This is a genomic window from Desulfoconvexum algidum, from assembly GCF_055382125.1.
In genome coordinates this window covers 4904741-4930760 of record NZ_AP042394.1, presented here as the reverse complement: position 1 = coordinate 4930760, position 26020 = coordinate 4904741, and the positions used below count along the sequence as shown (strand labels likewise).

Annotated in this window: 25 protein-coding genes; 16 read left to right on the top strand and 9 right to left on the bottom strand. The window is 45.0% G+C overall.

Annotation, left to right across the window (positions count from 1 at the left end; genetic code table 11):
* Positions 1–40: 40 nt before the first annotated feature.
* The 3 genes from ACZ45G_RS22415 to thrS are packed head-to-tail and all read right to left on the bottom strand — an operon-like array spanning position 41 to position 3490.
* Positions 41–1141 (bottom strand): class I SAM-dependent methyltransferase, encoded by a 1101-nt coding sequence (locus tag ACZ45G_RS22415; protein ID WP_464172738.1) that lies wholly within the window; start codon positions 1139–1141, stop codon positions 41–43.
* 5 nt (positions 1142–1146) lie between these two features.
* The gene (locus tag ACZ45G_RS22410) at positions 1147–1596 is read right to left on the bottom strand and encodes a VanZ family protein (protein WP_464172737.1); all 450 of its coding nucleotides are present in this window, start codon (positions 1594–1596) and stop codon (positions 1147–1149) included.
* Positions 1580–3490: a threonine--tRNA ligase gene (gene thrS / locus ACZ45G_RS22405; RefSeq protein WP_464172736.1), complete on the bottom strand. Its 1911-nt coding sequence runs from the start codon at positions 3488–3490 to the stop codon at positions 1580–1582. The genes ACZ45G_RS22410 and thrS overlap by 17 nt, the downstream gene beginning before the upstream one ends.
* Before the next feature lie 82 nt (positions 3491–3572).
* On the opposite strand from thrS, the gene ACZ45G_RS22400 reads away from it, so the two are divergent.
* Both ACZ45G_RS22400 and dapF read left to right on the top strand, forming a co-directional pair.
* Positions 3573–4706: a ribonuclease D gene (locus ACZ45G_RS22400; protein WP_464172735.1), complete on the top strand. Its 1134-nt coding sequence runs from the start codon at positions 3573–3575 to the stop codon at positions 4704–4706.
* 75 nt (positions 4707–4781) lie between these two features.
* The gene (dapF, locus tag ACZ45G_RS22395; RefSeq protein WP_464172734.1) at positions 4782–5633 is read left to right on the top strand and encodes a diaminopimelate epimerase; all 852 of its coding nucleotides are present in this window, start codon (positions 4782–4784) and stop codon (positions 5631–5633) included.
* Here dapF and ACZ45G_RS22390 read toward each other — a convergent pair.
* Positions 5626–6210 (bottom strand): alpha/beta hydrolase family protein, encoded by a 585-nt coding sequence (locus ACZ45G_RS22390; RefSeq protein ID WP_464172733.1) that lies wholly within the window; start codon positions 6208–6210, stop codon positions 5626–5628. The two genes, dapF and ACZ45G_RS22390, sit on opposite strands and share 8 nt — an antisense overlap.
* A 595-nt stretch (positions 6211–6805) precedes the next feature.
* Here ACZ45G_RS22390 and ACZ45G_RS22385 point away from each other — a divergent pair.
* The 7 genes from ACZ45G_RS22385 to ACZ45G_RS22355 all read left to right on the top strand — a co-directional run bounded on the left by ACZ45G_RS22385 (position 6806) and on the right by ACZ45G_RS22355 (position 12421).
* Positions 6806–7519: a YkgJ family cysteine cluster protein gene (locus tag ACZ45G_RS22385; protein WP_464172732.1), complete on the top strand. Its 714-nt coding sequence runs from the start codon at positions 6806–6808 to the stop codon at positions 7517–7519.
* 438 nt (positions 7520–7957) lie between these two features.
* Positions 7958–8581, top strand: a complete 624-nt coding sequence (locus ACZ45G_RS22380) for a hypothetical protein (RefSeq protein ID WP_464172731.1) — start codon at positions 7958–7960, stop codon at positions 8579–8581.
* A 251-nt stretch (positions 8582–8832) separates the two neighbouring features.
* Positions 8833–9243: a hypothetical protein gene (locus ACZ45G_RS22375; protein WP_464172730.1), complete on the top strand. Its 411-nt coding sequence runs from the start codon at positions 8833–8835 to the stop codon at positions 9241–9243.
* Between the two features lie 238 nt (positions 9244–9481).
* Positions 9482–10636, top strand: a complete 1155-nt coding sequence (locus ACZ45G_RS22370) for a glycosyltransferase family 2 protein (protein WP_464172729.1) — start codon at positions 9482–9484, stop codon at positions 10634–10636.
* 482 nt (positions 10637–11118) lie between these two features.
* Positions 11119–11583, top strand: a complete 465-nt coding sequence (locus ACZ45G_RS22365) for a hypothetical protein (RefSeq protein ID WP_464172728.1) — start codon at positions 11119–11121, stop codon at positions 11581–11583.
* A 10-nt stretch (positions 11584–11593) separates the two neighbouring features.
* Positions 11594–11803: a hypothetical protein gene (locus ACZ45G_RS22360; RefSeq protein WP_464172727.1), complete on the top strand. Its 210-nt coding sequence runs from the start codon at positions 11594–11596 to the stop codon at positions 11801–11803.
* Between the two features lie 117 nt (positions 11804–11920).
* Positions 11921–12421, top strand: a complete 501-nt coding sequence (locus tag ACZ45G_RS22355; protein WP_464172726.1) for a hypothetical protein — start codon at positions 11921–11923, stop codon at positions 12419–12421.
* 501 nt (positions 12422–12922) lie between these two features.
* Here ACZ45G_RS22355 and ACZ45G_RS22350 read toward each other — a convergent pair.
* The 3 genes from ACZ45G_RS22350 to ACZ45G_RS22340 form a co-directional block, all read right to left on the bottom strand.
* Positions 12923–14131 carry a (Fe-S)-binding protein gene (locus tag ACZ45G_RS22350; protein ID WP_464172725.1) on the bottom strand — a complete coding sequence of 403 codons (1209 nt, stop codon included), beginning with the start codon at positions 14129–14131 and terminating at the stop codon, positions 12923–12925.
* A gap of 20 nt (positions 14132–14151) precedes the next feature.
* Positions 14152–16623, bottom strand: a complete 2472-nt coding sequence (locus tag ACZ45G_RS22345) for an FAD-dependent oxidoreductase (RefSeq protein ID WP_464172724.1) — start codon at positions 16621–16623, stop codon at positions 14152–14154.
* Positions 16624–16833: 210 nt separating this feature from the next.
* Positions 16834–17730 (bottom strand): rhomboid family intramembrane serine protease, encoded by an 897-nt coding sequence (locus ACZ45G_RS22340; protein WP_464179991.1) that lies wholly within the window; start codon positions 17728–17730, stop codon positions 16834–16836.
* 77 nt (positions 17731–17807) lie between these two features.
* On the opposite strand from ACZ45G_RS22340, the gene ACZ45G_RS22335 reads away from it, so the two are divergent.
* Both ACZ45G_RS22335 and ACZ45G_RS22330 read left to right on the top strand, forming a co-directional pair.
* On the top strand, positions 17808–18641 hold the full coding sequence (locus ACZ45G_RS22335; RefSeq protein WP_464172723.1) for a fumarylacetoacetate hydrolase family protein: 834 nt from the start codon (positions 17808–17810) through the stop codon (positions 18639–18641).
* Positions 18642–18652: 11 nt separating this feature from the next.
* The gene (locus tag ACZ45G_RS22330) at positions 18653–19471 is read left to right on the top strand and encodes an epoxyqueuosine reductase (protein ID WP_464172722.1); all 819 of its coding nucleotides are present in this window, start codon (positions 18653–18655) and stop codon (positions 19469–19471) included.
* A 73-nt stretch (positions 19472–19544) separates the two neighbouring features.
* On the opposite strand, the gene ACZ45G_RS22325 is transcribed toward ACZ45G_RS22330, so the two are convergent.
* Together ACZ45G_RS22325 and ACZ45G_RS22320 are read right to left on the bottom strand one after the other, a co-directional pair.
* The gene (locus ACZ45G_RS22325; protein WP_464172721.1) at positions 19545–20021 is read right to left on the bottom strand and encodes a Spy/CpxP family protein refolding chaperone; all 477 of its coding nucleotides are present in this window, start codon (positions 20019–20021) and stop codon (positions 19545–19547) included.
* Between the two features lie 267 nt (positions 20022–20288).
* Entirely contained in the window at positions 20289–21737 is a 1449-nt protein-coding gene (locus tag ACZ45G_RS22320; RefSeq protein WP_464172720.1) for a diadenylate cyclase, read from the bottom strand.
* A gap of 282 nt (positions 21738–22019) precedes the next feature.
* On the opposite strand from ACZ45G_RS22320, the gene ACZ45G_RS22315 reads away from it, so the two are divergent.
* The 5 genes from ACZ45G_RS22315 (at position 22020) to ACZ45G_RS22295 (ending at position 26018) form a co-directional block, all read left to right on the top strand.
* Positions 22020–22499: an MmcB family DNA repair protein gene (locus ACZ45G_RS22315; RefSeq protein ID WP_464172719.1), complete on the top strand. Its 480-nt coding sequence runs from the start codon at positions 22020–22022 to the stop codon at positions 22497–22499.
* Positions 22500–22544: 45 nt separating this feature from the next.
* Positions 22545–22892, top strand: a complete 348-nt coding sequence (locus ACZ45G_RS22310; RefSeq protein WP_464172718.1) for a hypothetical protein — start codon at positions 22545–22547, stop codon at positions 22890–22892.
* Positions 22893–23240: 348 nt separating this feature from the next.
* Positions 23241–24398: an iron-containing alcohol dehydrogenase gene (locus tag ACZ45G_RS22305; protein ID WP_464172717.1), complete on the top strand. Its 1158-nt coding sequence runs from the start codon at positions 23241–23243 to the stop codon at positions 24396–24398.
* 91 nt (positions 24399–24489) lie between these two features.
* Positions 24490–25359, top strand: a complete 870-nt coding sequence (locus tag ACZ45G_RS22300; protein ID WP_464172716.1) for an AraC family transcriptional regulator — start codon at positions 24490–24492, stop codon at positions 25357–25359.
* A gap of 260 nt (positions 25360–25619) precedes the next feature.
* The gene (locus ACZ45G_RS22295; RefSeq protein WP_464172715.1) at positions 25620–26018 is read left to right on the top strand and encodes a rhodanese-related (seleno)protein; all 399 of its coding nucleotides are present in this window, start codon (positions 25620–25622) and stop codon (positions 26016–26018) included.
* Positions 26019–26020: the final 2 nt, after the last annotated feature.

Sequence of the window (26020 nt, the reverse complement as noted above, 5' to 3'; positions counted from 1 at the left end):
TGAGATGCAACCAAGACTCTGGTAAGAATTTTCATGGAGGTTATCCCTTGGGGGGAAGGTTTTTACAAAGAAAATGTAGGTTAAAGGGGTCATCGGGGATTTCAAGGGCTTCCACCCGGTCAAACCCCGCCTGGGCCAGAAGTGCCAGGGCCTGTTCTTTTCCCCACATCATGCCAAGGCCCCGGCCCTTGTCATTGAGCCCTATGGGCATGCAGTGCATGAGGCTGACGGTATACAAAAAGGGGCCCATGGGATGATCCAGGTTGTCGCCAAGCCGGGTGGCGGCCTTGATGTCTACCATGGAAAATTGTCCGCCGGGTTTGAGCATGGCCCGGATGCCTTCAAGGACTGTTAAGGGGTGGGACTGGTCGTGGATGGCATCAAAGGCGGTGACATAGTCAAATTTTTGGAAAAAGGTCTTGTCCCCTTTTATTTGAGCGGCATCCAAGACCGAAAACCTGGCATTGGGAAGGTTCATCTTTTGGGCGGATTCAGTGGCACTTGCGATGGCGCCGCCATGATTGTCCACTCCCAGAAATTGGGAGTTGGGGAAGGCTTTGGCCATAAGGTTTAAGGCAACCCCTTCTCCGCATCCAATATCACATACTGTAAGACCCTCTTTTAACCGGTCCACCAAGGCGCCATTGTCCACCGAGGGCAAGAATATCCGGATCAGCACCTGTTCGTGTTTGGCATTGGAGAGTTGGGACATAAATTGTTGAAACCTGGGATAATGGTCAAAGCTCACGCCCTGGCCGGTGAGAAACCCTTTCTGGACCGCTTCCATGGCGCAGGTCGTCAGCAGGGGCGTCTCCTGGGTATAGACGCCCAGGTTATTGTTCCCGGCCCTGCGGGTCAGGACATCGGCATGGGCGGGGGGTAAATAATAGGTTTCTTCTGGATTCTTTTTTTCGGGGGGATCGGCGGACAGGACAATGATCTCACCGGTTACCATGATGCCCAGCCATTCTTTTAAGTATCGCCGGTCAAGGGCGGTGGCAGCGGCCAGGGTATCCAGGGTGGCGGGTTTTTTGATTTCATCCATCACATCAAATATCTTGAGGGAATATCCCAGTGACAGGGCCAGGTTCAGGGCACCCTGGTTGAGAATCTGGACGATTTTATCTGAAAAATCATTCATCTTGTTTAAGAATCCTTTTTACCGTGTAAAATGTCAAAATAGAAACAGGCCCCCAGGATACTGCCCAGAACATCTGCAGCAAAGTCCCAGACCGAGGCGGTCCTTTCCGGCACAAAGGCCTGGTGGATCTCATCGGAAAGCCCGTAAAGACAGGCAAAGAGGATGGCCATAATCTTAAGTTTCGTCCTATTGAAAAAGGGCTTTTCTTGGTGCAGGTTCCGGGCGGCCAGAAAGGCTAAGAATCCATAGGCCCCCATGTGCATGAGTTTGTCATCATGGGGAAACCATGGGACAGAAGACAGGGAGGGAAAAGAGGACTGCCAGAAAAGAAAAATACAAAAACCAATTAAGGGCAGCCGGTAATAAAGATTCAGCTTTAAAAGGCAAGCGGGGACAGGGCTGTCCCCGCTTGAATTCTGGTGGTCACAATGATCGATCTTAGAGGATGGCTTCATCCAGGGTTCTTTCCTTGATATGATGGGTGACCTTTGTTACCAGATCATCCATAGAAATCCCCATTCTTACCTTGCCGTCCAGGGTGCGAACAGACAGGGTGTCGGTCTCTCGTTCCTTGTCCCCGATGGTGATGATCAAAGGAATGTAATTGACCTGGGCTTCCCGGATTTTCTTTTTCAGGGTTTCGTTTCGTTTGTCCACCTCACACCGGATTCTATGGGACTCCAAGGCTTTTTTTATGGTGTCTGCATAGTCTGACAATTCCTGGTTAATGGGCAATAAAATTATCTGGACCGGTGCCAGCCATAGGGGGAATTTGCCGGCAAAATGCTCCACTAAAATACCGAAGAACCGCTCCATGGATCCGTAAATCACTCTGTGGATCATGATGGGACGGTGCTTTTCATTGTCCTGACCCTTGTAGCTGAGATCAAAACGTTCGGGCAGGGCCATGTCCAGCTGGACCGTGCCGCATTGCCAGGTACGCCCTAGGGCATCCTTGATGTGGATATCAATTTTCGGGCCGTAAAAGGCACCGTCTCCTTCATTGATGACATAGTCCTGGCCATATAGCGCCAAGGCAGACTTCAACCCGTTGGTGGCCTCTTCCCACTGGGCATCCTCGCCAATGGATTTTTTAGGCCGGGTGGACAGTTCCAGGTGAAAGGTCAGGCCAAACCGTTTGTAGATTCTTTCTGCGAGCCTTAATACCCCGAGAACCTCTTCGTCGATCTGATCCGGGGTCATAAAAATGTGGGCATCATCCTGGTGAAATGCCCGGACCCGGAAAAGACCGGAAAGCGCCCCGGATAACTCGTGGCGGTGGACCAGGCCCACCTCACCGGCCCGCAAGGGCAGGTCCCGGTAGGAATAGGCTTTTGTCTTGTAAAGGATCATGCCCCCGGGGCAGTTCATGGGCTTGATGGCATATTCTTCATCATCAATCACCGAGGTATACATGTTTTCTCTATAGTTTTCCCAGTGACCGCTCTGTTCCCAGAGTTTTCGATTGAGCATGATAGGTGTCTTGGTTTCCACATAACCGGCTGCCCTGTGCTCGTCCCGCCAATAGTCGAGAAGAGCATTCCACATGTCCATGCCCTTTGCATGGAAAAAAGGCATGCCAGGCGCTTCGTCATGGAAGGAAAACAGGTCCAGCCGGGTTCCCAGTTTGCGATGGTCCCGTTTTTTGGCTTCTTCGATCAAGTGAACATATTGATTGAGTTTTTTCTTGTCGAAGAAAGAAATACCGTAGAGCCGCTGGAGTTGCTCCCTTGTCTGGTCTGCCCGCCAATAGGCACCGGAGATTTTTAGCAGCTTGAACCCTTTTATCATACCGGTATGGGGAATATGGGGTCCCCGGCAAAGATCGACAAATTTTCCGTTCTGGTAGAGGGAGATTTCCTGGTCGTTAAGTTCATTGATCAGTTCGAGTTTAAAGGGATTATCCGCAAAAACTTTCAAGGCCTCTTCCTTGGTCACCACCCGGCGTTCAAAGGTGTTTTTGGCTTTGATGATTTTTTTCATTTCCGCTTCAATGGTGCTTAAGTCATCTTCGGAGATGGGGGCCATGTCAATATCATAGTAGAATCCATCCTCCACCACGGGACCTATGGTCAGCTTGGCTTCCGGGTAGAGGGTGAGCACGGCCTCGGCCATGACATGGGCCGAGGAATGTCGCAGGATCTCAAGACCCTCCTCGTCATTGGCTGTTATAAAGCTGACAGAGGCATCTTCTTGGATGGGCAGGCTCAAATCCAGGAGACGCTCCCCTATTTTTACAGCCACACAATTTCGGGCAAATCCTTCGGAAATGCCTATTGCAATCTCCATTCCCGTGGGGGCGGCGTCAAATTGTTTTACGGCATTATCTGGAAATGTTATATTAATCATTTTATTTCCCATTGTAATTAATTGGTTTTAAATATAAAAATAAGAATTTTAGAAGAAGTGATGTAAACAATCAAGGGAAAAGATGTTGAATTTTAAGTTTATTGAGTCAGATGGGGAATTGGAAACGGTCTGCAAGGGTCTTGGCAAGGAAAAAATAATCGGTGTGGACCTGGAGGCAGACTCCATGTATTGTTTTAAGGAAAAAATCTGTTTGATCCAGATTGCAGGAAAGGACCAGGCCTTTTTGGTGGATCCTTTTTTGATCTCTGATTTTTCCCCCTTTGTCGCATTGCTTGAAAATCAAGATATTGTTAAAATATTCCACGGGTCTGATTTTGACGTCAGAAGTATAGACAGGGAAATGGGATGTCGCATTGAAAATCTTTTTGATACGGAAATTGCCTGTCGGTTTTTAAATGTTCGTGAACGGGGTCTTGGTGCCCTTTTAAAAGAGCAATTTAATGTATTTGTGGACAAGAAATTTCAAAAAGTGGACTGGTCCCGGCGGCCGTTAAAAGACGACATGATTACCTATTCCGTGGGGGATGTCGAACATTTGATAGCGCTCCACGACCGCATAAAAGAGCGGCTTGAAAAGATGAACCGTTTTGCCTGGGCAAAGGAAGAATTTGAGGCCCAGGCCAGTGTGAAATATGAGTCCAACCATAAACTGCCCTTGTTTAAAAAATTTAAGGGTGCCGGGAAAATGGACAACCGGACCCTGGCAATTTTGGAAAACCTGCTCCAGGTTCGCATGGACGCGGCAGAAAAAAAAGATCTGCCCCTGTTTAAAATCATGTCCGCCCAATCTCTTCAGGCCCTGGCCACTCATCGTCCCAAGGCCATTGATACAATGGTTTCTATCAGGGCCTTGAGTAAAAAACAGGCAGACATGTACGGCAGTCTGTGCCAGGAAGCCATCTCTTCTGCCCTGGCCCTGTCCCACGGGGAATTGCCCTCCTATCCTAAGACCCGCCTGCCCCGGAAAAGCCCCCAGGTGTTAGAGCGTATTGACATTTTGAAAAAAATGCGGGAACGCTTAAGCGTCTCCCTTGGCATGGAACCGGGATTTTTGATCAACAACGCTCTGATTTCAGCCATTGCTTTTGAAAACCCACGGACACAAGCGGATCTTGGGCGGCTGGATGCCATGCGGAACTGGCAGGTAGAAGCCCTGGGGGATGAGATTATTAAACGCCTTGGCCAGTGTAACTAAATTGCCTGGAACAATGAAAAAAGTATCACTTGAAAAAAAGTCTTAACTGAAAAATAGTCTTAAAGGAAACTGCATATGAAACTCGATTTTTCCAAGATGGAAGGCCTTGGCAATGATTTTGTGATGTTGGATGATCGAGACAAGCGGATTGAAGCGAGCATTTCCTACTCGGACCTTGCCAGAAAATTGTGTGATAGGCATTTTGGTATCGGGGGGGACGGCATTATCCTGGCTCGGGAGTCCTTGGACCATGATATACGGTTTGTGATCATCAATTCCGATGGAACCGAGCCTGAGATGTGCGGAAACGGTATGCGGTGTTTTGCCAAATATCTCTATGAGAAAAAAATACTGACCCACCGCTCCATGCGGGTTGAGACCCTTGCCGGAACCGTTATCCCCGAGGTTGTTGTGGATGAGAGCGATCAGGTCTCCTCGGTGAAGGTGGACATGGGGGTGCCTGTTTTGTCCTGTAAGAAAATCCCCTTTGTCTGTGACCATGAAACCGGCATTGAGGAATCCATTGAAACCCCTTTTGGCACAAAAATTGTCACCACTGTGTCCATGGGAAATCCCCATGCCGTGGTTTTTGTGCCGGACATTCACGGGGTGGATGTTGAAGGAATCGGTCGCGCCATTGAAACCCATGGCAGGTTTCCTGAAAAAACCAATGTGGAATTTATTGAAACGGTCAGTGACACAGAACTTAGGATGAAGGTCTGGGAGCGGGGGGCCGGTATCACCCTTGCCTGCGGCACCGGTGCCTGCGCATCTCTTGTGGCGGCAACCCTCACCAAAAGAACCGGTCACCGGGCTCTTATCCACCTAGATGGCGGGGATCTGGAAATTTTTTGGGACAAGGAAAGTGGTCATATTTTTAAAACCGGTCCGGCCACCCTGGCTTTTGAGGGCAGTATTTCTATTTGATTGTCAGCTTGGGTTCTTTCCGATTGAGTATTTCAATGTAGGTCTCGTACAAAGCCGCATCAAAATTTTGGGAGCGTTCATTCATAAATCCGTGGAGACCCCTAGCCTTGTGGCAGGAAACCTTTGGGGTCTCTTTAAGCTCTGAAATCAGGTGATCCACATCAAAATGGGGTTCTGATCGAGGCCAGATAAGCCGGGTGTCACAGGCCGGCTGGCGTCGGGTGTGCTGCCGGATTTGGGAGCCATAAAACCCAATGGCCTGTTGGATGCCGGCAAAGGCAGGGTCGGTGGATAAACTCCAGATGGCCGCAGCCCCCACACTGAACCCAATCAGGATTTGGGGCAGCCTGCCCGTCTTTAGGTGATCAGACTTTAGGTGATCTGTGATTTTTTTTGCATAGGCAACAAGGCCCACCCGACCTTTGAAAAAGGCATAGGCCGCTGCCTCATCCCTGAAACTTGTCTTGTTGTCATAGGGATCAATGATCTTGATGGTGCCAGCATCTAATCGCCCGGCCAGCCGGTCCAGGGACGGGGTGTGTCCGAAAATATCCGTTGCTATCAAAATATCCATCATAATGGCTAATACATTATTTATGGCAATTCATAAAGGGGCGCAGACTATTATCAGCAATTATCTCGATACCGATACTTATTGCACCATTCTTTGAAAAATTTGATCTGAACATTATTGGTGGGAGTCCTAACCGGCCGGTGAAGATTGCAGCGTACTGATTGAACAATTTCTACAGGTTCTTGTAGCTGCGGGTTATGATTTTTGGTAGACCAATATAATTTTCTCCAACCACAAGATCTTGTGTCAGGTTTCGATTTAGAAAAACTGTGGACTACTTAATAATAGTGTGTGCCTCTGAATTTGGCACTGGAAAATTCCTTTTTTGACGTAGTCCTCAGTGAAAAAATTTAAAGTGCCGATATAAATTGGAACTAATCACTGATAATGTCTTCGATCCATAGTGGAGTCATCTCATATCCCATTTTTTTTTACCGGCAGATATTTTCTTTATTCCTGTATTTTTTTTACCGGTATTATTCAAACAAAATCAGATCTTTAAAAATCGAACATTTGATGTCTCCGCCTGAATCATGTACCTTTTGACAGTGAATCCGCCCGGAGTTATGAATAACCTCTTTTTAAGGACTAATTTGCCATGGGTAGAAAAAATCTAAAATTTGTTTCTATTTCTGAAGCCGTAAAAGAGTTAAAAAACACCCTGATGATGCAATCTGAACTAAAAAAACAAGAAGAGATCAAACCGCTAATTGAGGGTTTCGGAAATTTTGAGATTCGAAAAGACCGAATAAAGATGCATCCATTAGATTTTGTCGATCGTAATGGGTTGTGGATAAAATCAGATAGCAGCGAACAATTCTATTACGGTGTCGACCTGGTGGAAATTTTTATAGATTTGGTAAATTCTATGCCGCCAGAAATAATTGCAGAGGTATATTCAAGGATTGAGATGGTAAGTGCAAAAGTTGCCAGACACCCTAAAACTGATGGCACCGGGATTTTGGTTGAAACTGGAATGGAAAAATTCGAATGCATCCAATGTGGTCATTGCTGTCTTGATTTGTCAGATGCCTTTGAGACGTCTGTTCCTGACTCTGATGTGCTACGTTGGGAACGGGAAAATCGATATGACATTTTGGATTGGGTGGTTTCATTTGTAGGATTGAATGATATTTGGGTCAATCCGAAGACCGGCGAACCAGTAGATCGCTGCCCTTGGTTAAGAAAACTCCCTAAAAAAGATAAATATATCTGTAGGATTCATGAAACCAAGCCCGACCATTGTCGAAATTTTCCGAAATCTAAAAGACATGCTATAGATAATGACTGCAAAGGATTTTCCGCAGAATAACCGTTTAACAGAGCCGAAGTGCTTGATTTATAAATGCCTGGAGGCCTTGCTTGATCACCAGTTATGAATACCAGATAGGAAGGACTCTCAGAAATAGTGATCGCCTTTTCTGGCAAGTCTTTGGGCGGTTAATAATAGACATAGTCTACACATTGAAATCTTCATGATAATGATACAAATCAAAACCATCTTCCGATAAAAAATAAAGTCATAATGAAAGTATTTCTAACTCAAGCGATTTTTAAGATAGGCTCTTTTACCCCATCAATTTGATTATATTCCAGTGTCCAAGCGCTATTGGCAATTTATAACTGAATATTATCGACCATGCAGACTTTTTTTGTGATAAAGATAGTAAAGCGATGTTTGGGCTGGAAAGCCTTAAATAGGGCAATATGGGCCGTGGAGCTGTGAAGTACTAAATGGAGTTCGTGTTTAATGAAAAAAATGTTCTCGAACGAAATTGTTTTCTTGGTGGTTGCCATGTTGGTTGCAACGGTAGCCGTTTTATTATCTTACCGTTCCAAATTCCATGGGCCGCTTTCAGGCGTCGCCGCTGATTGGGGGAATTTCGGATCTTATCTAAACGGGGTTTTGAGTCCAATACTACTATTTTTAACATTGATATACCTTGCCAGGACCTTACAGTCCCAAAGGGATTTACAAGCGGATCAAAAAAAAGAATTTGAAACCGCTAACGAAAACCAACAAAACCAGATCGAAGAACTGGAAAAAGCGAATCAGCAGCAACAAGTTGCGGCCCTTAGAACAGAGCTTGTCAAATTCATAAACAATGAAATCGATATAGAGGAAAAACATAAGTCGAACCTTAATGACCGACTGCAAAAAACTGCAGGGAAAAAGTGGATTAACGAGAGTGAAGTTAAGGAGGTTGAAGGCTTGCCAGGGCAGCTGACAGAGAGTTTCAATCGAAGATTAAATTTAAGGAATATAGCAACTTGTTTGATATTAAATAAGTTTAACACCGCTGATGAGTTAAGAGAATACTTCAACAACCGCTATGAAAATTTTGTAAAAAAATTTGGCAGAACATATACATAGTTTTCGGTTGATACATAGAGTCAGTTTTTTAATATAGAAAATTGCTTCTGAAAATAAGTGGATTCCTGGCTATAGTTCCCTTAAATTAAAATGCTGGGAATTAAAAAAACTGAGTTTTCGAAAACAATCTATAACCTCCAATAAACTTACTTCAGATTTTATACATTATCAATAGATGATTTTTATGGATGGGATTAAGGTATTGAAGATTACTTCTTGACAAAAAAGAGTTTCGACTCTATTACAAAATTATGAAAGAAAAAGAATTTCGTTTAGAATTATTAAAAACACGTTTAGAAGCGCAACACAATTTAACTTTAGATGTTTTAAAAGCAGGCACAATTTTTATTGTAAGTGTTGGTTTCCTTATTAGAGAGGCATTTACTTCATCTGCTACTAAAGATAATAAGATAGCTATAGCAACAGCTTTAATATTGATATCTACATCGTGTCTTATTGGAAATTTTTTGATATACAGAACGAATAAACATATAGATTCTGATATTGTTAAACTGTTAGAATCATGTGAGATAGGATTCCCTCTACTATCTTTTCAATCAGGAAAAATGAAGTCCGGCCTTTTTGTGGCTTCATTAATCGAATTTGCATTATTAGTAGGTTCAATATTCTGGCTTTTGCGTACCATGCAAATTTTATTTTAGCATCATAACCCAGCAATACTCATATTACCTCAATTTTTGGACTGATCATCGATTTTATTTTCCAATTATTATATAGTTATATTATCTTAACCATTTTGGAATTTTGGAAAGAACTATTGTCAATAAATGACTTGCCAATAAATGGTTAACTGTTTTAAATCACACAACCAATTAAATTTTTGATATATTAGGCAAATGATTTTGAAAAACATAATTCCTCAAAATTAGGATTTGATTAATGGCTCTTTTATTTTGGTTAGCGATAATTATTCTTGTTCATACTATTATCTGGTTTTTAAAAATTGCCTTAGGAATGAGGCAAATGAAAGACATTAAAGATATTCAACAGATTCAACAGGAAGATATCCCAATAGTTTCTGTCATCATCCCGGCATGTAATGAGGAAGACACTATTGTAACTGCTTTGAAGTCTCTTATAGCACTGGACTATACCAATTTAGAGATCATTGTGGTGAATGATCGTTCAACAGATAATACTAATGCTGTGATAGATTCGATCAAAAGTAAATATCCTAATATAATACTCCATAAAATATCTGAACTACCTAAGGGCTGGATAGGAAAGAGTCATGCCCTGCATTATGCTGCTGAAATGGCACACGGTGAATATTTTCTCTTTACCGATGCTGATATTATAATGGAAAAGACTACCCTTTCCAGAGCGATGCATCATATGCTCACCAATAAGTTGGACCATATGAGTATAGTATTTGGATCTATTGCCCATGGAGGACTTTTGAACACCCTTTTTATCGATGCTGGTTTTGACTTGATGCTGAACTTCAAACCCTGGAAGGTTAAAGACAAGAATAGTAATAAATACATAGGAGTGGGAGCATTCAATTTAGTCAAAGCTTCCGCTTATAGAGCAATAGATGGTCACTCGGCCTTTGCAATGCATCCTATCGATGACATCATGCTTGGAAAAGTTCTTAAGCAACACGGGTTTTCTCAAGACTGTCTTCTTGGTCAACAATTTGTTCAGGTAAGATGGTATGCCACTGTCCAGGAATTTATTAATGGTGTAATGAAAAATACTTTTGCACTTTATCATTTCAGTTTGATGAAAGTAATCCTCCATATCTTTTCTATTTTTATGTTTAATATTCTTCCACTCTGGGCATTTTTTTTCTCTTCTGGTACCACACATATTCTTTTTGGTGTTGCGGTGATTGTCCGTATTGTACCGTTTGCAAATATATCGATTAAGGTAAAAATATCCCCCTGGTATTCTGTATGGTCACTTGTTTCTCCTTATTTCAAAATATATATTATAACAAAAGCTACTATAAGTACCATATTGAATAAGGGAATCACCTGGCGAGGAACACATTACTCGATAGATGAATTAAAAGCGACATTAGGCCTATAATGATTGAAGAAATGATATATCAAAAAGGGATAGAATACCTTAAAGCCCTTGATGTTCAACCAGAGGTATCCATTTCACCGTGATAGTATCGGCCGAAAAAAACACTCTCATTTTCATGCGATGAGGTGCTGAAAGTATGATATAATATCCTGACAGATCAAATCTATGAATTTTTAAGCGGTTACTACTGGCTATAATCAAGACCCAAAAATCCCCTCAATAAAAACCGGACGTATAGACAAAGTCTGCACCATAGCAGAATGGATATCCCCTTCCTTTTATCTCCAATAAAGAACATCCCTGCTTATCTTTCCTGATTAAATTATATTTCCACCAAAGTTGATTTTTGAAATATCTTTACAGACATTAGAAATATTGGTAAGGAATTTTTAAATCGATTTTAAAAAATTGGTTAGATATCATTAAAATTAACAAAATTTACTGACCTGCACATCAACCGGTTACATGGCAAGGTAACAATAATGAGTCTTTTAAGTAAATTATTTGGAAAGAAGAACCCTGATTTTCACAAGCCCAATAGCGAGCCAAAAACTTCAGGTGAACTAATAACTGAAATTACTGATGGTGCAAATTTAGTTGAAGGCAAACCAACATGGGAGTTAGCAGAAGACAAAAAGCATGATATAAATTATATGAAAAAATGCTGTGATGCAGAGCTAAATACTATGAATAAGGCTGGAATGGTTCCTGCCCCATACTATTTTGAAAGAGTAGCAATTTTGTCGAGAAAAGAAAAAAATTATGAGCAAGAAGTTGCTTACTGCGAAAAATATATTGAGGCTGTTGAGGGCTTCTACAAAGCAAATAGAACAGAAGGCATTGCGGAAGTAAGAAAAGGTCCAAGATACAAAGCAATACTAAAGCGTTTGCCGAAGGCTAAAGAATTGATAGAAAAGAACACCAGCAAAAAGGCTATCAGGCAATGAGGATAATTACATGATTCGGGTAACAATTAGATTTGTAGATGGTAGCCTTCAAGAGTTCACAGAAACCAAAAGCTTTTTATTGAGGCTTGCTGAGTTGAAGGAACAAGGTTATGAGGGAAAGAATCTGGTAAATGAGCTAATAACAGATGATTGGGGTACTCCGCCTCTTTTTGTTCAAATAATGGGTTCAGGAATTGATTTTCAAATACCATACAGTTGAGGAATTGTCATTTAACAATCACATATAGCCTACCCACAAAATCGCCGGAAAGGATTTCGGGGACTAACGCTCAGAAACCTTTCAGCTCAACCGTTATGTCTACAGAAGGAGAAAGTAATGTACTCCAAAATTAATAAAATTTTATATTTGATTTTTTTGTTTTCGTGCTTTCACGGCAATGCGTTCAGTAATGAGTTTGAATCATTTTCTGCTGAGTCAATAAAAGCCACAAAGATGTTGAGATGTGTTGATTCTGAAACAACCCCGGCATCAAATGGTTTAGGTGCTTTGTATGGATGTATTCAGGGAGATGCCAAAACAGTGAAATGGTTCATAAATGAAATTTCAAATACAAATCGTGTAAAAAATATCAAATTCATGTGGAATGATTGGTCTAAAGATAGGGGATATGGAATTCACGCTGATAAAAATAAAGCACAAGAAGCATTAAAAATACTGATAAAATTGTATGCTCCCCAAAAAGGCAAAGAAATTGAAAATGCCTTCTGGGGAAACACTGAAAAAACGATTGAGACAAAAAAATTCACTCTGAAGTATACTTATTATAATGGCCCAGCAATTGACGAACGTTTGATTTTGGTTACAGGAAAAGAATAGCTTATAAATTATTAAGATTTACCTAAAGCCTTACATAACAAGTTATGCAGTGGATCTGAACTCCAACGTTCAACTATATTTCCTGATAATCTTAATCAAACCCATCTTCCTATATTCAACTCAATATATCAAATTGACTGAACACTTCTGGCTACAGTCCTGCCTTTTGAGATTTTAAAAAGAAGAGTGGACTATCCCTGTTAGTCCGGATTTTATTCAAAGTTTTCCAACCACCATATGTAGTACCCCGAATTTTTTAATCCCAAAGCCCAACAGTAAACTTATTTGAAGACTAACGTTCCCTGACGGTGCCGGGTAAAGGGACATTCGTTGGAGACAAAAAGTCCTGGCTTAAAAAGCCTATGCTGTTATTTCCTTTACGAAAAGCATGTCTAAATTTTTGCAGAAGTCCTTTTTAGATATCTATATATTCACTCACCATATTTACTCACCGAGAATTGATTGATTCTTATCTGAATGCCATTGTCTGTTCGTATATGGCTACAGGATCAGGGATTCCGAAGCAAGGGAGGCCACGGTATCTACCTTTATTCCCAGCTCAAAATGAGTGGACAATTCATCCAGTTGGCGGTGGCAGGAGAGACAGGCCGTGGCCAGATGATCACATCCAGCGGCCTGCATCTGATCTGCCTTGGGTTTGCCCGTGATCATCCGTTTTTTGGTGCTGGTGCTGTCCTGGAGAAGACCGCCTCCGCCGCCGCAGCAAACCCCGTCCGCCCGGTTGGGGGTTAGTTCCGCCACCCCGTCACAGCACAGGGCTAAAAGTTCCCGGGGGGCGTCATAGCCTCCTGATTTTCGAGCAATATTACAGGGATCGTGATAGGCGATTTTATAGGGGTGGAGGGTCGGGTCAAATTTAAGAACCCCTTTTCGGGCATATTCAAGCGTTAATTCCGGAATACTTATGACCGTGAAATTGGGTTTTCTGCCGATCAGTTCGGGGAGTAAAAATTTGAGTACGTGGTAGCCATGGCCGCATTCGCTTAAAACAAGGGTTTCAATGCCTAAGCGTTCTGCCGGTTCCACCACCATGCGGGCGATTTGCTGGGCAATATCGTCCTTGCCCACAAAATATCCCCAATTGGTGACGTCTGTGTGAAAAGAGGACATGGTCCAGGGTTCCTTCATGGCATAGAAGAGTTTTCCCATGGCCGACAAATGGAGCAGGTTACTGACAAGTTCTCTGGGATTGGGCAGGTAGAGAAATTTAGACCCCGGGATATCATGGGGGATGGTGGCGTTTGGATCCTCCATTTCATCCGCGAATTCTTCAGACACCCATTCAACGGTTTCCACAAATTCTTCTCGGGTCAGCCCGTTGACATCCCCTGTTTCCAGCCGGGATTTGATGCCCTTTTCGATGTCGATCGGAATTTTGTCTGCTGCAATTGCAAGGCTTCTGGCTTTTCGGACCACCAGGTCCATGGAAATGCCCATGGGGCACCCCTGGGTGCATCTATTGCAGATCAGGCAATCCCAGAGCATGCCGCTTTCCACTAGGGCTTCATCCAGTCCCAACGCTGCCATGCGGACCATCTGCCGGGGGATGGGGCCCCCTGGTCCGTCAAACCAGGTGCACCGGGAATTGCAGGCACCGCAGGTCAGGCATTCGGATATATTGTCTCCTAAATAGAATTGGTTGAGCCCTTGGGTCAGTTTTGATTCGGTTTTGATCGTTGTCGTTTCCATATAAGATAACCCTTCTCCTTTTATGCCTTGGAAATAATGCGTTCAAATTTGTGGGATTCATTGGCTGCTAAAGGTTTCCATGCAACGCTTCCCGGGGGTATCCCGGGCATTCTTGCCATGGTGTCAACCGCTAACCTGGCCGTGGTGCTGCCTTTCGTGGATCTGCAGTTCCCGTCATGGCATCCGCTGACAATAATTTTTGAAGCCCCGTTGAGCATTGCTTTTAAAATCATGTCGCAGGAGATTCGGCAGGTACAGGGAAGGGAGATCAGCCGGGTTGTTTTTGGAAGCACCATCTTGTCTGCGGCCAGGGCAGCAGACCGCTCACAGGCAAATATCACCACCTGGTCTTTTTTCTTCTTGTCCGCAACTCGGTTTGCAACCTGGTCATTGGTAAATTCTTCGGATTCAATGGCATAGGCCGGGCAGTTGGAATAGCATAAATGGCAGGAGAAACAGGCATCTTCCACGATTTGGGGCCGCATTTTTTTGTTGAGAATAATGGCGGCATGGGGGCAGATCCGGTAACAGGTCAGGCATTTGGCACAGAGTTTTTCATTGATTGTAACCCCTGTCTTTTTGCGGGGCGCATTCTGGGTGCAAAGGGAGGATAAAATATCTTTAATTTCTGTCGTAAGCTCATGCTCATCCACCTCATCATGGCCGGTTCCGGCAAAAAAGAGTCCTTTTCGCGGGCTTTGGGTAAGCCGGTGTCGAACATTTGCCGATTGTAAAAATCCTTCCCGGTCCAGGGAAGAGCGTAGTAATTTTGCAATGGCCTCAAACCCTTGGCAGGGACGGATATTTCCGGGTAATACCAGGCAGTCACATTCCAGGGTCAGGGAAACGGCGGGCAGGGTGGCTTCTTTGAGACGGATGTGAAATCCTGTTTTCTGGGCTTTTATTTCAATATCCTCCGGGGTATTGAACCTGAGAAAGTGGATGCCTGAGCGTCGGGCCTGGTCATAGAGGTGTTGGCCCAGAGCGCCGTGGACCAGCATGTTGTTCATTAGCAGGGTGATTTTTTTTCCGGCTTGTCTTGCGGCCATGGCCAGTGTGAGTGCCTGGCGGGCCTCGGTTTTGAATTCCGGACCAAAATAATCCAGGAGGATCAGGCTTTTTTCCGGCAGTTCCTTGGGGGCTATTTGTCCAAAGGAGTTCAGGTCCATGGCGGCTTGAAAGTCGCCCCTGCCGGCATTGGGGGTGGTGCAGGGTTCAGGAGCCGCAATGATGGCACCGCAGGTGAATGTCGCTTTATTGCCCTGGTCTTCAAAATAGATGGAGAACTTTCCTATTGTGCCGTCCAGAGCCAGAATCCTGGCCTGGGGAAGGCAGCGGCTGCCCCGGGGGAGGGATGTTTCCGAGCCGGCACCAAAGGCATACACCGGGTATCCCCGGGCGGCCACGGCCTTTGCAACCCTGGCGGCCTGGGGTCCGTCTCCAAGAACCGCCACCTTTATATCAGGCGGTTTGGCAAGACCCAGGTCTTCTATCACCTTTGTTCCGGCAATTTTGCCCTCCTGGACGGAGGCCAAAATATCCTTGGGGCCTCGGGCACACCCCACAACATAAAGATCATCGGTAAGGGCGGCATCCTTTGTATTGAAAAACCCCCAGCCATTGGGAACAACTTCCAGGAGGGCGGCGGTTTCGTTTAACCCCGGGGCCGGCGCCATGCCCACGGACAACACCACCAGATCAAATTGTCTTGCGATCCTTGCGTGGGTGGTCCTGTCTTCGGTTATCATGGTTAATCCATGGGTGTCTGGGGTTTCCAGAATTTCGGCCGGAACGCCCTGGACCAGTTCAATTTCCCTGGAAAACTTTTTAAGGGCCTGGCGGATTTCTTTGCCGATGATTTGAAGATCCATGTAAAAAAGGGTGATGCGGGCATCTGGGATTTCATGGAGTATTTTTCGGGCATGGCGCAGGGAAACCTTGCAGCAGACCTGGGAGCAATAATCCTTTCCCAATTCCCTGTTCCGGGATCCCACACATTGGACAAAGGCAATTTTTGGGGATGGGGTCTCGTCTAAAAGAGTGGCCAGTGTTTCTTCTTTGAGCAGAGAGTTGAGTTCTGCAGTAGTGATGACCTTTGGGCTCGTTTCCCAATGAAGGGAGGGAAGGGCGGCCGGATCAAAGGGTGAGAATCCGGTGGCCATGATCACCTTGGCAGCCACAATGGTCTTGCCCGAAGTCAGGAGGGCTTCAACGCCCTGGTCGGTTCTCCTAAGGGCGGCGATTTTTGTTTTTAAATGAAGGGAGAGGTTTTCCTGTTCTGCCATTTTTTGGGCCAGTGCCTGGCTTAGACAGGCACCGCAATTTTTGCAGGTATCCGTGGCCATGCAGGACCACAGCGCGGCTTTGCCGCCAAGTTGTTCCTGTTCTTCCACCAGGTGAACGGACAGATCTTGATGCTTCAGGGAATGGGCAGCCGCCATCCCGGCCACGCCTCCCCCCAGAATCAGAATGCTGGGAGATCGTTCTTTCATATTTTCCTCCAATATCTAAAGAATACGGGTCCAATAGTGCATGGGGTGGTTAAGTTTTTTAAGGCGACAGTTTCAGGTGTTGGTTCTCAGCGGTATTTTCAGCAACGATTTAAAGGTGTATCAAATTTCTTAGCACAGAATTTAGCAAAATTAAAAGAATTTAATAAACAAAATTGAATAAATTATTGGAAATAAAAGGGTTATCTTGTTTTAAAATCCACTTAAGATTGCCGATCCCAGTAGGGTAAACACTAAAAAAAATGCCACAGGTTCCATTATTCCCGGCCTAAAATTTTTGCGTAACACTTTGGAAAGGGGGAAAAATAAAAAGCCCCAGAAAATACCTGCCATGAACCCAAACACATGGGCAGAGATATCTGTGTTTTCTCCCTGGCTGAACAGGCCCACCAGGGTGGCGCCGGCAAACAGGGGAATCAGGCGGTTTAATTGAAAGGGGCGATTGCTGTTGAGCATCTGATACGCAGCAAGGGCACCTGCCGCTCCCATGACGGCTGTGGAGGCGCCAATGGATAAAAGAGCGGTTTGATGAAAATATGCATTGACCAGGTTGCCGCTGGTGCCGGCACACAAAAGAAGAAAGGGGCCGGTGCCATATCCTGCCAGGCTGATCAGAGGGGCCCCAAAGATGAGGATACCGGCCAGGTTGCCCAATATATGCTGCCCGTCTGAATGGAGAAAGAGGGCTGTGATGGCTCTAAAGGTCTCCCCCTGGCCAATGTACAGGGAAGAGGCACCAAATTTTAAGATCATCTCCCTGTGGATGCCAAGTTTCAGGCAGGCCAGATGGACGGCAACGAGCAGTGCCATAATGACATAGGCGGCAGGGGTGTTAAAAGAAGAGATTTCAACCTCCTGGATTTTTTTGGGGAGGCCGAAAAATTTGTTTTCCCGGAAATATTGATCCACACTTTTAACCGCACCAACCTTTTGCTCCCGGGATACCAGGATATCAAATTGCCAGTGGCCGGATTTACCCATAGTTAATTGCTTTTCAACCCGGGCACCAATGTTCTGGGAAGCCAGGATGAGCAAAATTAAATCGGCTTTTTTTTGGGGAAGATTTTTAAAAATTCTTTCCATTTCCATGGGTTTCACGCATACTATCCAATAACAAAAATTTGGTTACCCCCTCTGTTTATCCCAATAATAGGAGAAAATAAAGCATGCAGATAATTCGATTCATGACCCAAGATAAAAAAATGGCCTGGGGAACCGGCTATGACGGTCATAGGGCCACCCTTTTAAAAGGAGATATTTTTTCAAAGTTTTCCGAGACAGGCCAGCCAATATCGGTCCAAACGCTCCTTCCCCCCATCCAGCCGACGGCTATTTTTTGTATTGGTCTTAATTACCGGCTCCATGCTGAAGAAACCGGTGTGGCATTGCCCGAGTATCCGGTGGTATTCATGAAAAATCCCGGTTCTGTTATCGCCCATGGAGACGCCGTTCAGATTCCTTCCTCCTGTGCAAAAATTCCCGAGGTGGATTACGAGGCAGAGCTTGGGGTGGTCATTAAGTCCCCTGTCAAAAACGTGTCCGAGGCCAGGGCCCTGGACCATGTGCTGGGGTATGTCTGTGCCAATGATGTGTCTGCCCGGCGGTGGCAAAAAAATGGGGGTGGCGGCCAATGGGTAAAAGGGAAAAGCTTTGATACCTTCTGTCCCTTTGGACCGGCTCTGGTTACCCCGGATGAGGTGGGTGACCCCCAGGATCTGAGGGTCGAATGCATTCTCAATGGAGAGAGGTTGCAGAAAGGCCATACCAGCGATATGATTTTTTCCGTGGCCCGGATTATCTCTTATCTGTCCCAGTCTGCCACTCTTTTGCCCGGCACCCTTATTTTAACGGGCACCCCCTCTGGTGTCGGTTTTACCCGGAATCCTCCGGTCTATCTTACCCCCGGGGATGTGATGGAAACACGGATTGAAAAGCTGGGTGCCCTGGAAAACAGGGTGGTATCTGAAAATACAGAGGATGTAGGGATCACTCAACGATAAAGGCGTGTTCTATGAATGAACAGATGTTGTTAGCTTCGTCTGCCATCCTTGGCCGAGCAAAGGAATTGGGTGCTTCCCTGGCCGGGTTTGCATCGGTGGATGGGTTGAAGGCAGCCCCTTCTTTTACCTTTGCTCCGAAAATGCCCAATGCGGGTGAATACCTGGAAACCTGGGGAAATGACCTGGACCTTAAACCAGGGGAGACCGCCTGGCCCGAACATGCCAAAACTATTTTGGTCATTGGTGTTGCGCATCCTGAAGACAAACCGGAAATGGATTGGTGGCTGGGTCTGAAAAATCCCCCTGGCAACCGCATTCTTATCAACCTGGTAAAAAATCTGTGTGCTTGGATAGAAAAAAACCAAGGCATCAAGACCTTTCATCTGCCCTATCGCGTGGAAAAAGGGGGTACCTATCTTAAGGATGCTGCTGTCCTGGCAGGTCTTGGCTGTATCGGGAAAAACAATCTTCTGGTCACCCCTGAATTTGGTCCAAGGATTCGTCTTCGCGCCTTGACCCTTGACCTTGAGCTGCCCTCCACCGGGCCTGGGAATTTTGATCCCTGCCTTCAATGTGAACAATTCTGCCGCAGTGCCTGCCCTCAAAAAGCCTTTGGGAACAAATTTTATGCACGAGATGAGTATGACCAGGACATTCTCCCGGGCCGGGACGGCAGATTTTGGAGACCCACCTGTCAGGTCCAGATGGACCTTGATGAAATTGCTCTGGGAAATCGACCTGTGGATGGAGTAGATTCCAGTTTGCCAACCCTTAAATACTGCCGAAATTGCGAGTTGGCTTGTCCTGTGGGTAAAAAAAAGGCGTCATGAAATGAAAAAACGCCCGGGAAGAAGGCGATAAAACTTCCCGGGCGTCTATGGAAATAAGAACTATCTGGAGGAACTATTGGCGGCATCCTTTGGCCTTCTTTGGGCAGTCGCCATTGTTGCCTTTACCACCAAATCCGCTACGACCGCCCATGCCGAACCCAGTGAGTTCAGGGGCAATCTTTTTGGCTGCCAGCTGGAAATCAATGCGTTTGGTCTGCATCTGGGTACGAAGCTTTGTGACGGCCTCGGCCAGGGCATCGATCTTGGCTCTGTCAGGGTCAGAGGTTTCCATGAGCATGCGCATTTCCTGGTGTTTGACCATCATGGCAGATCTGGTCTCATAGGTATCATCGATAAATTTTTGCTTGAGCGCCGTTAATCCGTCCCGTTGTTCCTGGGACAGGTCATTCCAGACATTTGCATTATAGCCTTGTCCAGAACCGCCGCAACCCTTTCCATCTCCTTTGTTCCCGTGGCCCCATGAAAATGCGCTGGTGGCCAGAAGGGCCACTGCCAGTAAAGAAGTGATGACTATCATTGATTTTTTCATAACATGCTCCTTGTTTAGATTAAATGTGCTGATCATTATTGATCGTTCTGAATATTATAATAGCAACCCCTGTGCCAGAAGGATTATTTTTTTATAAGATACTTAAATTAAAAGGTAAAATAAGATAATTAAATCTTTGGGGATAGGGCATGTCCAAGGGAGTGTGTATCGTTTTTACCCGGGGAACCTGGATAGGTGTATATAAATTACTCAGTTTCCATGACTTTATACGCCGGAAATCAAGGGTTGCCCCCCGGGCAACTCAGATCAATAATACGCAGAATCAGAGGCGACCACCCATTTTTTCAGCAGCTGCGGTGTGTTGCAGAAGATGGATGGTTTCAAGTGCCATTTGGTATCCAGTACAATGCCGTCCATCATGACGGAGACAGGAGAATCCGAAGATACCACGATGGCAATGACCTTCTCATGTTCTGCCGTGAAGCGCAGGGCTGAATTGAACCTTGCGCCCCGGGCCCTGTGCTCATAGGGTATATAATGACCATCCAGAAGACAGGCAAAACCGTGAAGTTTCAAATCAGCCCCGATATGAAGTGCTCCGTCCACCCGGGACAGGGATTTGGCCAGTTCGAATTCGTCAGGATTTTTAAGGTCAAGTGGGTGTTCAAGACATTGACTCGAGATAGAAACAGGGGGGGTATTCAGGTCAACAACAATGGCGCATCCGTGTTGCAGCCTGACGGCATTGTGGACAATGTCGGAAATCGTTTTAAATAAGATGGACACATCTTCAGTCTCCATATCTGAATCCAGCAAAATCTCTTCTACCTGTACAAGTTTTGCTTTGCGGGTGGTTGACTGGAAACAACCATCGGAAAAAGAGCAGACGTTATCGTCGTTCAGCGCTAAAAATCCGTATGACCCCTCAAAATTAGCCGTAATCGAAAAATCAGGACTGTCACCCTTGATAATGCCGATGATTGTTTTTTCATCGGCCACCAGTTTTCGTTCCGAGTTTTCAACGGTCTGCAACAGCTTTCTAATATGCTTGACATCTTCCAACACAGGTCGTTCTGCTTCTGGAAATTTTGCAATGAACTGCAGTTTGGATAGAGAGCATTCTTCCACGAAAATCAGTTTGCCTTTTGGCCATGACCCTTCTTCCGGGGTCCTGGATATCTTGAGCACGGCCTCTAAAATAGGATAGACCCTCATCCGTGTGTCCCATCCGATCAATACATTCATTTCATCCACTAGATAGTCCCGGACCGCATGGGTGGCATACTCTTTTAAGAAACCTCCTGAAATACCTGTATACAGGGCTTCTTCATTGGCAACATCATGGGAGAACCGCCAGACAGCCTGTTCTATCCACCTTTCCGTAGGGCCGATGGAACACATGTCCGGATGATGTTCAGTAAACCACATCTGGTAGACAACCGTGCTGGACCGCCCCCCATATGAAATCAGTCCGGCGAGTTCCAGGTTTTTTTCCGGGATCAGGTTACTAAATTTTTTTTTATCATACCCGATGGCGGTTTTTTCCCGCCACGCATCCGAATCAATATACAATTCCTTGAATTTTGGTTCATGACCCGCCAGCAGGTTTTGCGGATCATAAATGTATATGGGATCTTCGGGTTTAATCGCGTAAATCACTGCGGTCCGACTCGGCCCTGAAAAATGGGTCAGCCCTTCCTGCATCCCCTCGGCGGTTTGTTTAATACACATGTGGATAAAGGCAAATTCATTCATACGCAGCTTCTCCTTGACTGATGAGCAACTCACTCCATCGGGGCAACATTTCACTAAACAGTCATAGCGCAATTGAATTCATAAATCAAAAATTCCTTTAAAATTAGTTACCCCTTTTGTTTGATTTTCCGGGAGAGGATCACTTTATCCTTGTATACGGATTTTATATTCACTATATCTTTGCGGGTACGATTGAATTTAAGAATAGCGGTTACAAAATATATATGATGAGACGTCTGCTATTGAAATATTTTTTAGTCTATGATTGCATAGGTAGGATAAATGCCACCCCAAATTACCACTCCTGAAATGGAAATTGCCCTAGCAAACTACTTTGGCTTCCGGAAAAATCTAATTGTCCCGAATGTTAAATGGGGCCTGCGGTTAAACAATAAACCGATGCATGAATGCGATCTTTTGCTTTTAACCAAAAGCCGATATCTTTGGGAGGTTGAAATTAAAGTGAGTAAGGCGGATCTCATTGCAGATAAAAAAAAGGCCCATGGCCACATCAACGGCAATGTAAAGCGCCTTTACTTTGCTGTGCCCCACTATATTGAGGGGTATCTCGAACATATACCGGATCGGGCGGGGATTATCCTGGTGAACAAACCCAGGACCCGGCTGTCTTGTAAAGTTGTTCGGCCGGCTAAGAACGAAAAGGGCTACCAACTCTCCGATAAAGAGGTGTTAAAGATGGCTAGGCTTGGGGCTATGAGGATCTGGAATCTTAAACAAAAACTAAAAGACACAGTCGCCTGAAATGTTTCAATACATATGGGGTATCCAATAAGCAGGAGATTTAAAATGAAGATAGTTTATGTCAATAAAAAACATCAGTGTCGAATGGTAACCCTTGATGAAGCCGAAAATCGATTCTGGGTAAAGCCAAACTTGAGAGAACGACTCATTGAGAAAAGAAAGGTTGGTTTTGATTTAGATCAGCTTGAATCGATAGAAGAAATGCCCAATATTGCCGAAAAAGTTTCTTCAGCTTTTCCTCTGGTATATCTATTAATGAATTTTAAAGATAAAAGACAAGTGGCGGTCGGCGTTGATGAAAAGGGTCTATACGCCATTACGGCTGCGTTAAAAATAGCCGAGCAAAGAGGAAGTGACACTGTTTCAGATTCTTTGGTTTATACATCTCTATAGAAAATCAGATGGGCAATTATTGTTGGCTTTTGATTCTCGCATTTTCCTGTTTTAAGATCAATTCTGGAGGAGGATCAACTTCTCTGGGAGATAGATGAATAATTTCGCTTTTTCTTTTGTATCCAGGAATGGGCATTTCATCGTTTTGATTTTTTGTTCAACTATCTGTATTTAAATAAAAAAGAATAAAACTATCTGTCTGCCTTTTCTGATACAATTAAAAATAAAGCAGAAATAGGCACAATCTTGATAGGATTGTGTCTGGTCATCTTGTGGAAAGGTCTTAGAATATACACACAATGATTCAAATAAAGAATCTAACCCAAATAGATGAGAGACGGAGGAAATATGCTTAATTTTGATTTTTATAACCCCACCCATATTGTTTTCGGAAAAGACCGGCTGAACGAATTGGACGAATTGGTACCCAAGGATGCTCGGGTTCTTATTACATACGGTGGTGGCAGTGTTAAAAAATTTGGAACCCTTGAAAAAGTGTCCCAGGCCCTGGGAAACAGACCTATTTTTGAATTCGGTGATATTGAGCCCAATCCTAAATTTAACACCTTGATGAAGGCTGTGGATATCGTCAAAAAAGAAAATATCGATTTTCTTTTGGCAGTGGGCGGGGGGTCTGTCATGGATGGGACAAAGTTTATCAACCTGGCTTCTAATTACGAAGGCGATGCAAAGGACCTTCTGACCCATGGGTTTAATCCCGTTCCTGTGAAAAAAGCCTTTCCCATCGGAACCGTGGTGACCCTTCCGGCCACAGGATCTGAGATGAATAACGGTGGGGTTATCAGCTATGAAGGTGGCAAATTCCCTATTTTCAGCCCTTTGTCATTTCCCAAATTTTCCATCCTGGACCCTGAACTGACCTACACCCTGCCGTCAAAGCAGGTGGCAAACGGTGTCGTGGACACCTTTATCCATACGGTGGAACAATACGTCACCTATTCCGTTGATGCCAGGTTTCAGGACCGGACCTCGGAGGGTATTCTCCAGACCCTGGTTGAAATAGGAAAAACCACCATTGACAATCCAGAGGACTATAATGCCAGGGCCAATTTGGTCTGGTGTGCCACCATGGCCCTGAATGGCCTTATCGGTGCCGGTGTCCCCCAGGACTGGGAAACCCATATGATCGGGCACGAATTGACAGCCATGTTTGGTCTGGATCACGGATTGACGCTGGCCATTCTTCAGCCGGCCGTGTGGAAGGTGAGACGGGAACAAAAGAAAGCTAAATTGATCCAATATGCCCAACGGGTTTGGGGGATCGCTGATGGCAGTGATGAAAAGATCATTGATCAGGCCATTGACAGGACCGAAACTTTTTTCCAGAGCCTGGGGCTGAAAACCCGACTGACCGATCATGGAATAGATGAAACTAAAATTCCAGATATTATTAGAGCTCTTGAAAAACACGGGATGACAGCCCTTTCCGAAACAGGGGACGTGACCCTTGAGGTATCGGCCCAAATCCTTAAAGAAGCGCTTTAAGACGATGGGTCCTGTTCCAGAAATTTTTCTGGAACAGGACCCTTGTAATTGACTGCGTTCCCCCTGTATAATTGCCCAAAAGGAGAATTCCATGGATACCATTCCGATTATTATGAATCGTCTGGCCCGGGTAGAAGGGGTTAACATGACCAGACTGAGTCAAGCCAGGATATACAAGGCCTCCCAATTTCAGCCCAGACAGCCGCTGTGCTATGATCAAGGGGTCATCATTGTGGGCCAGGGTACCAAAAAGATCTTTATCGGAGACAAATCTTATGAATACAATCCGGACAACTACCTGGTCCTGTCCGTACCCTTGCCGGCAGAATGTGAAACCCGGGCAACACCGGAGTCACCGTTGCTCTCCCTTATCCTGGATCTGGATATTCCCCTGATCAAAGACCTTATCAACCAAATCCCGGAACCTCCCTTGAATCAATTCTCCGGAATCAAAACCCAGGGCCTGTTTCTGGCAAAGGCTACCTTGGCAATAAAGGATACTACCTTTCGGTTGCTTCAGGCCCTTGAATCTCCTTTGGAGGCAAAGGTCATGGGGCCTTCTATTTTCCGTGAACTCATGTTCAGAATTGTCTGTGGTGAAAACGGGGCCGCTCTGGCGGCAATATCCATGCAAAATACCAAGATCTCACGAGTGGACAAAGCATTGAAACAGATTCATGGCAATTATGACCGGCCCATGGATGTGGATGAATTGGCCGACCTGGTCCACATGAGCCCATCTGCTTTTCACCGAACGTTCAAAGAAGTGACGGCATCCTCGCCCATACAATACATCAAAAAAATCCGCCTGGACAAAGCCAGGGACTTGCTTACGGCCCAGGGCCTAAGGGTGAATGAGGCTGCTGCCCGTGTGGGTTATGAAAGTCCCAACCAGTTCAGTCGTGAATTTAAACGCTATTTCGGAGCCAGCCCGATGTCTTTTATCCCAGCCCAGGCCTGACCCTTGGCTGGAAAGTGCAACAAGAAATCTGATGTGGTCAAGCCGTATAGGCTAATAATACTTGAGTACCCTCGAAAATATTGAAAGTAAGTCTCACCTGCCTTTTTTGCCTTGATCTATACCACTTTGTGATATAATATATGATTTGTTGTATGCAAAACCGAGCTGATTAAAAAGCCAGCCTAAGAGAGATGTATCGCATATCATTTGGATTCTCTATGTAAGGTTCGTTTTTTCTCTGCTAAACCAAGGAGTTCATTATGAAAAAAATTTTATTTTTGTTTATTCCATTTGCTGCCATGCTGGTCTTCTCTTCGTATTCAGGGGCGGCTTCTGTCTCTGTCATCACCAAGGAGACCCTGAAGAACTGGATGGATAAGGGGGAGCTCACCATTCTGGATGCCCGCCAAGGAAGGGACTGGGGATCTTCTGAATTTAAAATCAAGGATGCCCACCGAGCAGATCCTGGGCAATTCATGGCCTGGAAAAATAAATACCCCAAAAATCAAAAACTGGTCTTATACTGCGCCTGAACGAATGAAGCCACCAGTGCCAGTCTGGCACGAAAACTCATGACGGAGGGGTACACGGATGTTCATGCGCTAAAGGGCGGATGGCGGGAATGGTTCCAGGCTAAATACCCAGTGGATGAAAAATAAGT

Excerpts from the sequence above, each read along its gene's own strand:
- dapF (WP_464172734.1), top strand. The coding sequence starts at position 4,782 with ATGAAACTCGATTTTTCCAAGATGGAAGGCCTTGGCAATGATTTTGTG.
- ACZ45G_RS22350 (WP_464172725.1), bottom strand. The coding sequence starts at position 14,131 with ATGGAAACGACAACGATCAAAACCGAATCAAAACTGACCCAAGGGCTC.
- ACZ45G_RS22370 (WP_464172729.1), top strand. The coding sequence starts at position 9,482 with ATGGCTCTTTTATTTTGGTTAGCGATAATTATTCTTGTTCATACTATT.
- ACZ45G_RS22410 (WP_464172737.1), bottom strand. The coding sequence starts at position 1,596 with ATGAAGCCATCCTCTAAGATCGATCATTGTGACCACCAGAATTCAAGC.
- ACZ45G_RS22320 (WP_464172720.1), bottom strand. The coding sequence starts at position 21,737 with ATGAATGAATTTGCCTTTATCCACATGTGTATTAAACAAACCGCCGAG.
- ACZ45G_RS22325 (WP_464172721.1), bottom strand. The coding sequence starts at position 20,021 with ATGAAAAAATCAATGATAGTCATCACTTCTTTACTGGCAGTGGCCCTT.
- ACZ45G_RS22345 (WP_464172724.1), bottom strand. The coding sequence starts at position 16,623 with ATGAAAGAACGATCTCCCAGCATTCTGATTCTGGGGGGAGGCGTGGCC.
- ACZ45G_RS22360 (WP_464172727.1), top strand. The coding sequence starts at position 11,594 with ATGATTCGGGTAACAATTAGATTTGTAGATGGTAGCCTTCAAGAGTTC.
- ACZ45G_RS22375 (WP_464172730.1), top strand. The coding sequence starts at position 8,833 with ATGAAAGAAAAAGAATTTCGTTTAGAATTATTAAAAACACGTTTAGAA.
- ACZ45G_RS22385 (WP_464172732.1), top strand. The coding sequence starts at position 6,806 with ATGGGTAGAAAAAATCTAAAATTTGTTTCTATTTCTGAAGCCGTAAAA.
- ACZ45G_RS22305 (WP_464172717.1), top strand. The coding sequence starts at position 23,241 with ATGCTTAATTTTGATTTTTATAACCCCACCCATATTGTTTTCGGAAAA.
- ACZ45G_RS22365 (WP_464172728.1), top strand. The coding sequence starts at position 11,119 with ATGAGTCTTTTAAGTAAATTATTTGGAAAGAAGAACCCTGATTTTCAC.
- ACZ45G_RS22340 (WP_464179991.1), bottom strand. The coding sequence starts at position 17,730 with ATGGAAATGGAAAGAATTTTTAAAAATCTTCCCCAAAAAAAAGCCGAT.
- ACZ45G_RS22310 (WP_464172718.1), top strand. The coding sequence starts at position 22,545 with ATGAAGATAGTTTATGTCAATAAAAAACATCAGTGTCGAATGGTAACC.
- ACZ45G_RS22315 (WP_464172719.1), top strand. The coding sequence starts at position 22,020 with ATGCCACCCCAAATTACCACTCCTGAAATGGAAATTGCCCTAGCAAAC.
- ACZ45G_RS22380 (WP_464172731.1), top strand. The coding sequence starts at position 7,958 with ATGAAAAAAATGTTCTCGAACGAAATTGTTTTCTTGGTGGTTGCCATG.
- ACZ45G_RS22400 (WP_464172735.1), top strand. The coding sequence starts at position 3,573 with ATGTTGAATTTTAAGTTTATTGAGTCAGATGGGGAATTGGAAACGGTC.
- ACZ45G_RS22300 (WP_464172716.1), top strand. The coding sequence starts at position 24,490 with ATGGATACCATTCCGATTATTATGAATCGTCTGGCCCGGGTAGAAGGG.
- ACZ45G_RS22335 (WP_464172723.1), top strand. The coding sequence starts at position 17,808 with ATGCAGATAATTCGATTCATGACCCAAGATAAAAAAATGGCCTGGGGA.
- ACZ45G_RS22355 (WP_464172726.1), top strand. The coding sequence starts at position 11,921 with ATGTACTCCAAAATTAATAAAATTTTATATTTGATTTTTTTGTTTTCG.
- ACZ45G_RS22330 (WP_464172722.1), top strand. The coding sequence starts at position 18,653 with ATGAATGAACAGATGTTGTTAGCTTCGTCTGCCATCCTTGGCCGAGCA.
- ACZ45G_RS22390 (WP_464172733.1), bottom strand. The coding sequence starts at position 6,210 with ATGATGGATATTTTGATAGCAACGGATATTTTCGGACACACCCCGTCC.
- ACZ45G_RS22415 (WP_464172738.1), bottom strand. The coding sequence starts at position 1,141 with ATGAATGATTTTTCAGATAAAATCGTCCAGATTCTCAACCAGGGTGCC.
- thrS (WP_464172736.1), bottom strand. The coding sequence starts at position 3,490 with ATGATTAATATAACATTTCCAGATAATGCCGTAAAACAATTTGACGCC.